Here is a 12,759-nt window from a genome sequence, read left to right as displayed (position 1 = left end):
GTCTCCCTTAGTTCTGACTCGAAGGTGAAGTAGGTCGCCCGATGGCGTCCCTGAGCGCGTCCGCGAGCAGGTTGAGGGCGAGGACGGTGAGGACGATGCAGGCGCCCACCGGATAGACCAGCCACCAGTAACCGGTGGAGAGATAGCTGGCCCCGTCGGCGAGTTGGCTGCCCCAGTCCACCGTGGGGTAGGTCATGCCGAAGCCCAGGAAGCCCAGCGCGGAGACGACGATGATCGCATCGGCCACCTGGAAGGTGGCGTTGATGATGATCACGCCGAGAGCATGGGGAATCAGATGGGTGAAGATGATCCGCCGTCGTGAGGCGCCCATCACCTTCGCCGCCAGGACGAACTCCCGGACCCGCAGCGCCAGCACCTCGCCGCGTATCAGCCGGGCCGACAGGAGCCAGGAGAAGCCCCCGATGACGAGGCTCAGCGACACCGCGCTCGCCGCGAACCGGGCCGAGAGGATCAGCACGACGAAGAGGAACGGGATCGACAGCATCACGTCGACCAGGCGCATCAGGAAGCCGTCGACCACACCTCCGGCGAGTCCGGCGACCGCCCCGTAGACCGTGCCGATCAGGGTCGAGATGAGCGCGGCCAGCAGGCCGATCTCCAGCGACAGCCGGCCGCCGGTCATGAGCCGGCCGAGTACGTCGAACCCGTTGGTGTCGGTGCCGAGCAGATGGCCGGCTCCTGGCGGCAGGGCCGCGTTGATGAGGTCCACATCGGTCTGGTCGGTGTGGTGGATCAGGGGGCCGAGGAAGCAGAACCCGGCGATGAGCACCAGGACCAGGCCACCGGTGAGCGCGAGCCGATGCCGCATCATTTTCTCAACTCGATTCGGCGGTCGGCGGCCGCGACCAGGATGTCGGCGAGGAAGCTGCCCGCCACGGTCAGGAAGCCGCCGATGAGCGTGTAGGCGAGGAGCAGGGGATAGTCCTCGCGTTGCAGGCTGTTCAGGAAGAGCAGGCCGAGGCCCGGGTAGTTGAAGAGCGACTCCACGATGAGGTTCCCGGCGAGCACGGTGGGCACCAGCGTGCCGACGAGCGTGATCAACGGCAGGCTGGAGTTGCGGAGCAGGTGGCGCAGCAGGATCAGCCGTTCCGGCAGGCCTTTGGCCCGTGCGACCCGGATGTAGTCCTGGCCGAGCTGGTCCAGCGCCGAGGAGCGCTGGTACTGCGCGAAGACGGTGACGCTGCCGCAGGCCAGAGTGATCACGGGCAGGGCCATGGCGCGTGGATCGGTGAACACCACCCACGGTGAATGCGACTGGGAGGCTTCGGCCGGGAAGATCTGCAGCGTCTGGCTGAACACCGCGATCAGCAGCAGACCGAGCAGGAACGACGTTGTGGCGTACAGGACATAGGAGGCGGCCGTGGCCGCCCGGTCGGCGATGCTGTTGCGCCTGACCGCCTGGAGAATGCCGAGCGGTACCGCGACAGCCAGTGCGAGGAGCATTCCGGCGGCGGACAGCATCGCGCTGCGGCCGGAGTTCTGGGCGAGCAGGGTGCCGACGTTCTCGTTCAGCGTGTAGGAGCGGCCCAGATCGCCGTGGAGCAGTTGGCCCAGATAGCTGAGGTACTGCGTGATCAGTGAGCGGTCGAAACCGTGGTCGTGGTTGAAGGCCGCCACCGCCTGGGGCGAGGCCCGCTGGCCGAGCACGATCCGGCCGGGGCTGGCCGAGACCGTGTGCAGCAGCAGGAAGACGACCGCGGAGATACCGAGCAGGACGAGAACCGAGACCACCAGGCGGTGGAGCAGATATCTAGCCATTGCGGTTCCCTTGCAGCGGGTAGTGGCAGGCCACCAGCTGGCTGCCGGTGACCGGCGCCAGGGGTGGTTCGATCCGGGCGCACTTCTCCGTGCTCAGCGCGCAACGGGTGCGGAAGCGGCAGCCGCTGGGCGGATCGACGGGGCTGGGCGGTTCGCCGCGCACGCCCGTGCCGGCGCGTTCGCCTTCCGGGACCGCTGCCAGCAGGCCCGCGGTGTAGGGATGCGCGGCGGCGCCGTAGACCTCGTCGGTCGTGCCGGTCTCGACGAGCTTCCCGAGGTACATGACACCGACGCGGTCGGCGAGGTAGCGCACGACCGCGAGGTCGTGCGAGATGACCACGCTGCTGAGGCCGCGCTCGATTTGGATCCGGCGCATGAGGTTGAGGATCTGCGAGCGGATGGAGACGTCCAGGGCGCTGACCGGTTCGTCGGCGATCAGCACCCGGGGTTCCAGGGCGAGCGCGCGTGCCAGTCCGACACGCTGCCGCTGGCCGCCGGAGAGCTCGTAGGGGTACCGGTCGAGGACGCTCTCGGGGAGACCGACGTCGTCGAGGAGCCGCCGCACCCGCTCCGGGCGGTCACCGACGCCCTGGATGACCAGGGGTTCGCGAAGGATCCGGCCGACGCGCATCCTCGGGTCGAGGGCGGCACCGGAGTCCTGGAACATCATCTGGACGGCCTTGCGCGGCCGGATGACCCGGTCCCCTTCGAAGAGGACCTCGCCGCCGTCGGGGCGGTCCAGGCCGACGAGCATGCGGCCCAGGCTCGACTTTCCGCAGCCGGACTCACCGACCAGGCCGAAGGTCTCCCCGGCCGCCACCTCGAAGCTCACTCCGGAGACCGCCTTGACGGTCCGGCGGCCCGCCGGGTGCTCACGGACCAGGTCGACGACGCGCAGGAGTGTCCCGCCGCTCTCCTTCGACGGGAACCGTCGCCGCTGGCCGCCTTCGGCCGGGCCGGCGACCGGGTGCCAGCAGGCGTAGGAGTCGACGAACGGCGGCTGCTCCTCGCGGCACCGGTCCGTGGCCGCGTCGCAGCGCGGCGCGAAGGGGCAGCCGGGCTCGGGCTTGGCCAGGTCGGGCGGCGAACCCGGGATGCTGAACAACTCCTCGCCCTTGTCCTGGCCGAGGGTGGGGATCGAGGAGAGCAGAGCCCGGGTGTAGCGGTGCCGGGTCCTGCCGAAGATGTCCGCCGTGGGTGCGGACTCGGCCACCCGCCCGCCGTACATCACCCCGACCCGGTCTGCCCGCTGGGCGATCACCCCCATGTCATGGGTGATCAGGATCATCGACATGCCCCGCTGGGACCGCAGATCGTCGAGGAGATCGAGGATCTCGGACTGGACCGTCACGTCGAGGGCCGTGGTGGGTTCGTCCGCGATGACGATCTCGGGCTCGCAGACCAGCGCCATGGCGATCATCACCCGCTGGCGCTGGCCACCGGAGAACTGGTGCGGGTAGCCGTCCCGGTCGACGCCCACTCGGGCGAGCATCTCCAGGGCGCGGTCACGGGCGGCGCGCCTGGTCTCCTTGCGGTGCAGGCGGACGGGTTCTGCCACCTGCTCGACGATCTTCTTGGTCGGGTTCAGCGAGGTCAGTGAGTCCTGGAAGATCATGGCGATCTCGTTGCCGCGGTACCGCCTCGGCTCCATCGCGAGCAGATCCCGGCCGGCGAAGTCGATCGACCCGCCGGTCACCCGGCCCCCGGAAGGGAGCATGCCCATGATCGCCAGGCCCGTCATCGACTTGCCGGAACCGGTCTCTCCGACGATCCCGAGCGTCTCGCCGCGTTCCAGCTCGAGGCTGACGTTCGCTACCGGCCGGACGACACGGTCGCCACGCCGGATCTCGACCGACAGGTCCCGGAGCGTCAAACTCTTGCGCACATCCATTCGCCGATATTGAGGGCCGCGGCGCGTGCGCTGTTCGTCCGGGACGGTGAGTGTTCAGCCCTGCGTTCGTCCAGGCGAACGAACGTCGGCGCGACCCGTGTGCAGGTAGCGCGCCCGCCCCTCGCCGTCGTCGCCGAGGAACGCCACCGGTCCGTGGCCGGGCTCGACGGGGAGGAGGGAATCGCCGCGCCAGGCGGCCAACTCCGTCCGGTAGCCCTCGTCGCCGAGCTCCGCCGTGATGCCGAGGGGAACGTGCTCGAGCCAGAGCCTGCCCCGCTCGTCCTCATCCACCCTGGTCTCGCCCGTGCTCGACAGGTAGGTGCCGGCGTAGCGGTGTGTGTTCAGGCGGGCCGCCGGATCCGGGACCGGGTCCGCGGGCAGCTCCAGGACCCGGCCGAGGATCTCCTTCCGCAGCGGCTTGGGGTCACCGCCGTTGGTGAAGATCGCTACTGCGAGGTCGCGGCCGGGGACGACGCGCAGGACCGCCGACTGGCCGATGGTGTTGCCGTCATGGCCGAAGACCAGGCCGCCCGGCAGGTCGTAGAGCTCCCAGCCCAGGCCCCAGGCCGTGCCCCAGCCGATGTCCGGCAGCGCGACCTGCGGCTGCCGCATGGCCCGCGGGCCGTCGTCCGCGAGGTGCATCCGGGCGAAGGCCAGCAGATCGCGAGGGGTCATCGCGAGCATCGACCCCGCCGGCGCGTTCGAGCGGGCCATCGCCCAGACCGCGGACGGCTTCCCGTCGAGATGCCCGACCGCCGCGCGGTGGAGGATCGCCTCGTACGGGTCGTTCGCCGCGTGCGTCATGCCCAGCGGCGTGAACAGGTGATCCCGCAGGCACGCGTCGAAGGGCTTGCCCCGCACGACCTCGACGATGCGTCCCAGCACGCAGTAGCCCGCGTTGTTGTAGGAGAACATCGTGCCGGGCTCGAAGAGCTGCGGCACCTCGTCCAGCAGGTCCACGTACGTGGCCAGGCAGTCGTCGCCCTTGCCGGTGTCCGTGAAGACATCCCCTTCGAAACCGGAGGTGTGGCACAGCAGTTGCCGCACGGTCGCCTCCCGGAACCCGGGAAGGTAGGTCCGGACCGGGGCGTCGAGCGCTACTCGGCCTTCGCCGACCAGCTGCATCACCAGCGTCGCGGTGAGCACCTTGGTGACCGACCCGATCTGGAACACCGAGTCGACCGTCACCTCCACCCCCGTCGCGGTGCTCAGCACCCCGGCCGCCGCTTCGACCGTCTCCGCGCCCACGCCGATGGCGACGGCGGCCCCTGGCACACCATGCTCGGCCAGCAGCTGCGGCAGCCGCTCCCGCAGCCAATTCCCGATGTCCTGCAGTTCGTCCATTCGCGCAACCGTAGACGCCGGAAGGCACTCCCGGTTCGTCCACGGCGACCATCGTTTTCGCCTCATTTCGTGGAAACGACCAGGACCGGCACCGTCAGTGATCATGCGGCGATTGTGAAGCTGAGCTGTGGGCCCGCATAAGAAACCGTCGATGGACCGATGGGCGGCGCGGGCGGCAAGGTTTGGGGTCTCCGCCGTGTTCTCGGCGGATGTGCGTCGTACCGATCCCGAGAGGCTCCGCCGTGAAGGCACTGGTCAAGGCGAAGGCAGAACCGGGTTTGTGGCTGATGGACGTTCCGGAGCCCGAAGTCGGGCCCGGTGAAGTGCTGATCAAGGTGCTCCGCACCGGTATCTGCGGCACCGACCTGCACATCCGCAACTACGACGGCTGGGCGCAGCAGGCCGTGAAGACCCCGCTGGTGCTGGGCCACGAGTTCGTCGGCGAGATCGTGGAAGTCGCCGCCGGCGTCGCCGACTTGGCCCCGGGCGACCTGGTCAGCGGTGAAGGCCACCTCATCTGCGGAAAGTGCCGTAACTGCCTGGCCGGACGGCGGCACCTGTGTCGCAGCACGGTGGGCCTGGGCATCGGCCGGGACGGGGCGTTCGCCGAGTACGTGACGCTGCCGGCCACCAACGTGTGGGTGCACCGGGTGCCGGTCGACCTGGACGTCGCCGCGATCTTCGACCCCTTCGGCAACGCCGTTCACACCGCCCTGTCGTTCCCGCTCGTGGGCGAGGACGTCGTCATCACCGGAGCGGGGCCCATCGGCATCATGGCGGCAGCGGTCGCCCGGCACGCCGGAGCCAGGAAGGTGATGATCACCGACGTCAGCCCGTTCCGGCTGGAGCTGGCCGAGAAGGTCGGCGTGAGCCTGGCCCTGGACGTCAGCGGCTCCACCATCGCGGAGGGACAGCGCAGGCTCGGGCTGCGCGAGGGCTTCGACGTCGGGCTGGAGATGTCGGGACGGCCCGAGGCGCTGCGCGACATGATCGCCAACATGACCCACGGCGGACGGATCGCCATGCTGGGCCTGCCGGCCGAGGAGTTCCCGGTCGACTTCGCCAGGATCGTCACCTCGATGATCACTCTCAAGGGCATCTACGGCCGGGAGATGTACGAGACCTGGTACGCCATGTCGGTGCTGCTGGAAGGCGGCCTCGACCTGAGCCCGGTGATCACCGGCCGCTACTCGTACCGGGACTTCGAGGCCGCGTTCGACGACGCCGCCGGGGGCCGCTGCGGCAAGGTCATCCTCGACTGGACCGCCTAGGGCCTGTCCGGCCTCCGCCGGAACAGCCCCGCACCATCAGACTCCGCAGGTACTCAGACCTCCGCAGGAACAAGGAGAGACCCATCATGCTCGACGCCGTCCGCGAGGACCTCCGTGCCACCCTCGATGAGATCCGCTCGGCCGGGCTGCACAAGCCCGAGCGGGTCATCGGCACCCCGCAGAGCGCCTCGGTCGACGTCACCTCGGGCGGGCGCCCCGGCGAGGTGCTGAACTTCTGCGCCAACAACTACCTGGGCCTCGCCGACAACCCCGAGGTCGTGGCCGCCGCCAAGTCGGCACTCGACCGCTGGGGCTACGGCATGGCCTCGGTGCGCTTCATCTGCGGCACCCAGGAGGTGCACAAGGAGCTGGAGGCCCGGCTGTCGCGCTTCCTCGGCATGGAGGACACCATCCTCTACAGCTCCTGCTTCGACGCCAACGGAGGCGTGTTCGAAACGCTGCTGGACGAACGCGACGCGGTGATCTCGGACGCGCTGAACCACGCCAGCATCATCGACGGCATCCGGCTGTCCAAGGCACGCCGCTTCCGCTACGCCAACCGCGACATGGCCGACCTGGAGCAGCGGCTGAAGGAGGCCGCCGGAGCACGGCGCACGCTCGTCGTCACCGACGGCGTCTTCTCCATGGACGGCTATGTGGCCCCGCTGGACGAGATCTGCGACCTGGCAGAGCGCTACGGAGCGATGGTCATGGTCGACGACTCGCACGCGGTGGGCTTCGTCGGCCCCGGTGGGCGCGGCACCCCGGAGCTGCACGGCGTGATCGACCGGGTCGACATCGTCACCGGGACGCTGGGCAAGGCGCTCGGCGGCGCGTCCGGCGGCTACGTGGCGGCCCGCGCGGAGATCGTGGCGCTGCTGCGGCAGCGCTCCCGCCCGTACCTGTTCTCCAACTCGCTGGCCCCGGTGATCGCGGCCGCCTCCATCAAGGTCCTGGACCTGCTGGAGGACGACACCACGGGCGAGGGTGCCGCGCTGCGGGCCCGCCTCTACGCCAACACGGAGCTGTTCCGGCGACGGATGACCGAGGAGGGCTTCGAGGTCCTGCCGGGCGACCACCCGATCGCCCCGGTGATGATCGGCGACGCCGAGGAGGCCGGACGCATCGCCGACCAGCTCCTGGAGCACGGCATCTACGCCGTCGGCTTCTCCTATCCGGTGGTCCCGCACGGCAAGGCCCGGATCCGGGTCCAGCTGTCCGCCGCCCACTCGGCGCAGGACGTGGAGCGCGCGGTGGCCGCGTTCTCGGCCGCGCGAGCGGCACTGGCAGAATGACCGGGTGATCGACACCCGCAGACTGCGCACTTTGCGGGCCGTGGCGGACCACCGGACGCTGACCGCCGCGGCCGCCGCGCTGTATCTGACGCCCTCCGCCGTCTCCCAGCAGCTGGCCGCCCTCGAACAGGAGGTCGGTCACCAGCTGCTGGTCCGCGACGGCCGGGGAGTCCGGCTGACGGCGGCAGGAGAGATCCTGGCCGCGCACGGCAACACCGTGCTGGCCCAGCTGGAGCGGGCCGAAGCCGAGCTCGCCGCCTACGCGGCAGGGCATGCGGGAGAGGTGACGGTGGCCTCCTTCGCCACCGGTATCGCCACCGTGGTCGCCCCGGCGATGACGGCGCTGGGCACCAGCCATCCCGGCATCGGGCTCCGGGTTCGCGACGCCGAGGGCGACGCCAGCCTGACCATGGTGCTGGACGGGCACGCCGACCTGGCCGTGGCGGTGGAGTACCGGGGCGCGCCCCGTGAGGACGACGAGCGGCTGTCCCGGGTCCCGCTCTACGCGGAGCCTTTCGACGCGGTCCTGCCACGGAGCCACCGGCTAGCCGACAGCGCCGGCATCAGAGTCGCCGATCTCGCCGAGGAACCGTGGATCGGCCCCTACCCCGGCAACCCCTGCCACGAGGTGGTCATGCTGGCCTGCGAATTCGCCGGCTTCCAGCCCCGCGTGACGCACTCCTCCGACGATTTCCGGGCCGTCGCCGCCCTTGCCGGGGCCGGAGCGGGGGTGGCCCTGGTTCCGCGCTCCGCGCTGCGCGGAGTGGATCTGCCGGAGGTCGTGGTCCTACCGGTCGCCGGGGATCCACCGACCCGCCGGGTGTTCGCGGCGGTCCGGCGCGGAGCGGAGCAGCATCCGCTCATCCGACCCGTGCTGGACGCCCTGGCCATGGCTGCCGACCGCGCCCGGCCACGAGAAGACCCGCCTCAGCTCCTGGGCGTCAACGGGTGATGTCCGTCGCGGCGACCGCCTCGACGAAAGCACCGCTGGTCCTACGCGCATCGTCTCCGGCCTGATGGACACCAGGAGGCAATCCCCGGCTGAACTAGGTGATGGGGAAATCGAAATAGGTGTCCGGATAGGGTTCGTCGTTGAGCGTGTAATGCCACCACTCGCAGTCGTATGCGCTGAAACCGCAGGCCTCCATGATGGAAAGAAGGCACTGCCGGTTCCTCGCTTCGACGTGCGCGAGCCCTGGCGCCCCATGATGCGAGATGCAGTCCATCAAGTCATGGTCACCGCCCATGGGAGCGAGCTCACCGGTGGACAGATCATGGAGCGTGAGGTCGACGGTGCTGCCCCGGCTGTGGCCCGACTTCTCGGCCACGTATCCTCTTTCGAACATCTCGGCTCTGCCGATATTCGGATAGTGCCGTGACTTCGTCCGGCCATCCTCCGGCAGATTCGACCAGCGCAGAAAGCAGTCGACGGCGCGCTGCGGACGATAGCCATCCCAGAGGAGCAAGCCGAACCCAAGGGATTCGGCCTTCTCGCGCGCTCGTTCCAGGGCTGCGCACAGAGCCCTGGTACCGACAATTCGATTGGCCAGATACCCGTCCACCGGTTTGCCGGTGAAGTTGTCCCAGGTAGCGTACTTGGCATCCCAGCGTATTCCGGATGCCAGCTCGTCCACAAAGACGAAGTCGTCCTTCATCGCCTTTTTCCTGCCAATGCCAGCGACACCGTCCGGTCGATCACTTCGGCAAGCGGCATCCCCGCGGCCGCCATCATCCTCGGATAACGGCTGTACGAGGTCATGCCGGGCAGAGTGTTGACCTCGTTGAGGACCACCTCCCCGTCATCCTTGAGGAACAGGTCAACCCGCGACAGTCCCCTGCATCCCAGAGCGCGGTATACGGCCTTGGCTGTCTCCTGAACGAGCAATCGCGACTCTGCCGGGATGTCGGCGGGCACGATGACCGCCGAGTTGTCGGAGCCGATTTCCGGTGTGTCCTCCTGGTGGATTCTGAAGAATCCATGAGACAGGACGATCTGATCCACCTCACCCGCGATCAGATCCAGCTCGTTCCCCAGGATGGCGCATCCGATCTCGCTGCCTACGACCGCCTCTTCGATCAGCACCTTCGAGTCGTACTGCCGTGCGCTTTCCACCGCACTCGACAGCTCCTCCTTTCGGGACACCTTGGTGACGCCGAAGGACGACCCCGAACGAGCCGGCTTCACGAAGACCGGATAGGTGAGCCGGTCGGGATCAATGATCTCGTCCGCCGTGACGGTCCAGAAATTCGGCGTGGCGATTCCCGCGCTTCCGGCGACGAGGTAGGCAAGGGATTTGTCCATGCACAGAGCGGAACTCTGGATGTCGCAGCCGACGTAGGGGATGCCGGAGAGCTCCAGCAGACCCTGGATCGCACCATCCTCGCCGAGGGTGCCGTGCAGTACGGGCAACACGACGTCCAGACGGATCACTTCGTATCGTCCCTGCTCCTGCACGAGCAACCCGTGCACGCTGCTGTCCGGTGACAGCACAGCCGGACGGCAGCTGCCGTGCTCCCAATCCGCGCCGGGCCCGTCGCAGAGCGTCCAGGCACCGCTCTTCGTGATCCCGATATAGAAGGGCTCATACTTCTCGAGGTCGAGGTTCCGTGCGATCTCCTGCGCGGACTTGACGGAGACAGGGTGCTCCTCCGAACGGCCCCCGAAGAGGATTCCGACCTTCAACCTATCCATGCTGATTCCTGCTTTCAAATGTCAGGCAGTTGGTGAGGGAGTTTTCCACGGTGTCGCGCAGAGCGTGGTCCGTGTAGTAGGCGGTGTGCGGACTGATGAGAACGTTCGGCAGTTCCTGCAGCCGCAACAACGATTTGCTGTCAATGGGCTTGTTCCGGCAGTCGGCGTAGAATATTCCTTCCTCTCCTTCGATGACATCCAAGGCCGCACCGCCCAACCTGCCGCTTTCCAATACCTGCACAAGGGCCCCGGTATCGATCAGCGCACCACGTCCGGTGTTGACAATCAGCGCGCCGTGCTTCATCTGCTCCATGCGCTGCCGATCCAGCAGATGGTGCGTGTCCGCAGTGAGTGGCGCATGGAGGGTGACGATGTCGCTCCGCTGCAGCAACTCATCGAGCGGAACGTAATCAGCAGGGGCCTTGGGGTGATTGTCATAGGCCAGTATCCGGCAGCCGAAACCCCACAGCCGGTCCATGACCGCAGCACCGATGCGGCCGGTTCCGATCACCCCGACGGTCAGATCGCGCAGCTCTTTCCCGCGCAGTTCACTCAACCGGTAGTCGTGCATGTCTGCGCGACGGATGATGGATTTGGCGTCCCGCACTGCCATCAACATCAGCATCAGCGTGTAGTCGGCCACGCTGTCCGGCGAGTAGGTGACGTTTTCCACGGAAATTCCGACACTGTCCGCGTATTCCACATCGATATGGTTGTACCCGATGCTCCGCGTCGAGATGTACAGCACGCCGGCTTGACCCAGCGCAAGAAGAGCGGCGTTGGTGATCCGAGTCTTGTGGCCCACGCTGATGCATCGGCTTCCGGATGCCAGTTCACTATTGGCTTCCGATACCGGTGCGTCTGTGGTGATCGGCGTTACGCCGAAGCGAGGCGCCAGCTCTCGGAACAGAACGGCCTCATCCGGGCCGCACCCATAAATGGTGATGCGGGACAGGTCGCTGTAGGTCATGCCCACAGTCAAGGCGGCGTGACGTTGCCGGAACGTATGTGGTTTTCGATATGCCGGCGATACACCATGCTGCCTTGACTGGTGGCATGACCTTCAACGAAACAGCCTCCATGTGCCGCTGCCCCGTCACCCCGCTCCCGCTCGGCGGCCCCCGCGTCGCGCGGTCATGACCCCGCTCAGCCTCGGCGAGATCGCCGAGATCGTCGGCGGGACGGTCAAGGGCGACGGCGCCGTGACGGTGACCGCGCCGGCCGTGCTCGACGGCCGGCAGGTCGAGCCCGGCGGCCTCTTCGTCGCCTTCGCGGGCGAGCACGTCGACGGCCACGACTACGCCGGCCAGGCCGGCCGGGCGGGCGCGGTGGCCGTTCTCGGCTCCCGGCCCACGCAGCTGCCCACGGTCCTCGTCGAGGACGCCCGGTCCGCGTTGCAGGCACTCGCCGCCCACGTCGTGTCCCGGCTGCGCGACGGGCTGACCGTTGTCGGGCTGACCGGCTCCCAGGGCAAGACCAGTACCAAGGACCTGCTGGCGGCCGTGCTTTCGAGCGCCGGGCGGACGATCGCCACGATCGGCTCGCTCAACAACGAGCTCGGTGTGCCGCTCACCATGCTGCGCGCCGACGCGGCCACCCGGTTCCTCGTCCTGGAGATGGGCGCCCGCCATGTCGGCGACATCGCCGCACTCACCGGCCTGATCGCGCCCGACATCGGCGTCGTCCTCAACGTCGGTCAGGCCCACCTCGGCGAGTTCGGGTCGCGCGCGGCCATCGCCCAGACCAAGGGCGAGCTGGTGCAGGGGCTGGCGCCCGGCGGCACCGCCGTCCTCAACGCCGACGATCCCCGGGTCCTCGCAATGCGCTCACTCACCGACGGCCCGGTGCTGACCTTCGGGCGGGCGGCCCACGCCGACGTGCGGGCACTCGACCTGGCTCTTGACCGGCTCGGCCGACCGTCCTTCACGCTGCGGACCGCCGACGCCTCGGCTCCCGTAGTGCTGCCGCACGTGGGCGCCCACCAGGCACTCAACGCATCGGCTGCCGCGGCCGCTGGTCTGGCAGCCGGCGTAAACCTCGAGGTGGCCGCGGCGGCACTGGCCACCGCCTCGCTGTCGAGGTGGCGTATGGAGCCGCGCGACCTCACCGGCGGCGCGACGCTGCTCAACGACTCCTACAACGCCAACCCCGACTCGACCCGCGCCGCCCTGGACGCGCTGGCGGCGATCGAGGGCGGGCGCCGCATCGCCGTCCTCGGCGAGATGCTCGAGCTCGGCGCCGACAGCGAGGCCGAGCACCGCGCCGTCGGGGAGTACGCCGCCTCCCGGGCCGACGTCGTGGCCACGGTCGGCGAGGGCGCCCGGCCGATCGCCGACGGCGCGGGAGGGCGGGTGGTGGTGCTGGCCGACAACGACGCGGCCGTCGACTGGCTGCGCAGCCACCTCATCGCCGGCGATGTGGTGCTCGTCAAGGCCTCCCGCGGGGCACGCCTCGACGTGGTCGCCGCCGCGCTCGAGTGAGTCACTG

Annotated in this window: 11 protein-coding genes; 4 read left to right on the top strand and 7 right to left on the bottom strand. The window is 68.7% G+C overall.

Annotated features, from left to right (window positions below):
- Positions 1-7: 7 nt before the first annotated feature.
- Genes LNW72_RS39450 through LNW72_RS39435 form a run of 4 tightly spaced genes read right to left on the bottom strand, consistent with a single transcriptional unit; the run spans position 8 to position 5,014 of the window.
- Positions 8-832, bottom strand: a complete 825-nt coding sequence (locus tag LNW72_RS39450; protein ID WP_250979832.1) for an ABC transporter permease — start codon at positions 830-832, stop codon at positions 8-10.
- Positions 829-1,779 (bottom strand): ABC transporter permease, encoded by a 951-nt coding sequence (locus tag LNW72_RS39445; protein WP_250979831.1) that lies wholly within the window; start codon positions 1,777-1,779, stop codon positions 829-831. The genes LNW72_RS39450 and LNW72_RS39445 overlap by 4 nt, the downstream gene beginning before the upstream one ends.
- Entirely contained in the window at positions 1,772-3,670 is a 1,899-nt protein-coding gene (locus tag LNW72_RS39440) for an ABC transporter ATP-binding protein (RefSeq protein ID WP_250979830.1), read from the bottom strand. The genes LNW72_RS39445 and LNW72_RS39440 overlap by 8 nt, the downstream gene beginning before the upstream one ends.
- A gap of 54 nt (positions 3,671-3,724) precedes the next feature.
- Entirely contained in the window at positions 3,725-5,014 is a 1,290-nt protein-coding gene (locus LNW72_RS39435; protein WP_250979829.1) for a serine hydrolase domain-containing protein, read from the bottom strand.
- 242 nt (positions 5,015-5,256) lie between these two features.
- Between LNW72_RS39435 and tdh the strand changes: the two genes are divergently transcribed.
- From tdh to LNW72_RS39420, 3 genes are all read left to right on the top strand, one after another.
- Entirely contained in the window at positions 5,257-6,285 is a 1,029-nt protein-coding gene (gene tdh / locus LNW72_RS39430) for an L-threonine 3-dehydrogenase (RefSeq protein WP_250979828.1), read from the top strand.
- 86 nt (positions 6,286-6,371) lie between these two features.
- Positions 6,372-7,580 carry a glycine C-acetyltransferase gene (locus LNW72_RS39425; RefSeq protein WP_250979827.1) on the top strand — a complete coding sequence of 403 codons (1,209 nt, stop codon included), beginning with the start codon at positions 6,372-6,374 and terminating at the stop codon, positions 7,578-7,580.
- Positions 7,581-7,584: 4 nt separating this feature from the next.
- A complete protein-coding gene (locus tag LNW72_RS39420; protein ID WP_250979826.1) occupies positions 7,585-8,532 on the top strand; it encodes a LysR family transcriptional regulator in 948 nt (315 codons plus the stop codon).
- 94 nt (positions 8,533-8,626) lie between these two features.
- On the opposite strand, the gene vanX is transcribed toward LNW72_RS39420, so the two are convergent.
- Genes vanX through vanH form a run of 3 tightly spaced genes read right to left on the bottom strand, consistent with a single transcriptional unit; the run spans position 8,627 to position 11,242 of the window.
- Positions 8,627-9,235 carry a D-Ala-D-Ala dipeptidase VanX gene (gene vanX / locus LNW72_RS39415; protein ID WP_250979825.1) on the bottom strand — a complete coding sequence of 203 codons (609 nt, stop codon included), beginning with the start codon at positions 9,233-9,235 and terminating at the stop codon, positions 8,627-8,629.
- Positions 9,232-10,272 carry a D-alanine--(R)-lactate ligase VanA-Sc gene (gene vanA-Sc / locus LNW72_RS39410; protein ID WP_250979824.1) on the bottom strand — a complete coding sequence of 347 codons (1,041 nt, stop codon included), beginning with the start codon at positions 10,270-10,272 and terminating at the stop codon, positions 9,232-9,234. Before vanA-Sc ends, vanX begins: the two co-directional genes overlap by 4 nt.
- Complete coding sequence (gene vanH / locus LNW72_RS39405; RefSeq protein ID WP_250979823.1) at positions 10,265-11,242, bottom strand: D-lactate dehydrogenase VanH; 978 nt, start codon at positions 11,240-11,242, stop codon at positions 10,265-10,267. Before vanH ends, vanA-Sc begins: the two co-directional genes overlap by 8 nt.
- Positions 11,243-11,408: 166 nt before the next feature.
- On the opposite strand from vanH, the gene murF reads away from it, so the two are divergent.
- Positions 11,409-12,752, top strand: coding sequence for a UDP-N-acetylmuramoyl-tripeptide--D-alanyl-D-alanine ligase (gene murF, locus LNW72_RS39400; protein WP_250979822.1), 1,344 nt, complete (start codon positions 11,409-11,411; stop codon positions 12,750-12,752).
- Positions 12,753-12,759 lie beyond the last annotated feature (7 nt).

Origin of the sequence: Streptomyces sp. RKAG293 (genome assembly GCF_023701745.1) — a bacterium.
Taxonomy (GTDB): Bacteria; Actinomycetota; Actinomycetes; order Streptomycetales; family Streptomycetaceae; genus Actinacidiphila.
Note: the sequence above shows the minus strand (reverse complement) of the source record. Positions and strands in the feature narration are given on the sequence as shown.

Excerpts from the sequence above, each read along its gene's own strand:
- LNW72_RS39425 (WP_250979827.1), top strand. The coding sequence starts at position 6,372 with ATGCTCGACGCCGTCCGCGAGGACCTCCGTGCCACCCTCGATGAGATC.
- LNW72_RS39445 (WP_250979831.1), bottom strand. The coding sequence starts at position 1,779 with ATGGCTAGATATCTGCTCCACCGCCTGGTGGTCTCGGTTCTCGTCCTG.
- LNW72_RS39440 (WP_250979830.1), bottom strand. The coding sequence starts at position 3,670 with ATGGATGTGCGCAAGAGTTTGACGCTCCGGGACCTGTCGGTCGAGATC.
- murF (WP_250979822.1), top strand. The coding sequence starts at position 11,409 with ATGACCCCGCTCAGCCTCGGCGAGATCGCCGAGATCGTCGGCGGGACG.
- vanX (WP_250979825.1), bottom strand. The coding sequence starts at position 9,235 with ATGAAGGACGACTTCGTCTTTGTGGACGAGCTGGCATCCGGAATACGC.
- vanH (WP_250979823.1), bottom strand. The coding sequence starts at position 11,242 with ATGACCTACAGCGACCTGTCCCGCATCACCATTTATGGGTGCGGCCCG.
- vanA-Sc (WP_250979824.1), bottom strand. The coding sequence starts at position 10,272 with ATGGATAGGTTGAAGGTCGGAATCCTCTTCGGGGGCCGTTCGGAGGAG.
- LNW72_RS39435 (WP_250979829.1), bottom strand. The coding sequence starts at position 5,014 with ATGGACGAACTGCAGGACATCGGGAATTGGCTGCGGGAGCGGCTGCCG.
- LNW72_RS39450 (WP_250979832.1), bottom strand. The coding sequence starts at position 832 with ATGATGCGGCATCGGCTCGCGCTCACCGGTGGCCTGGTCCTGGTGCTC.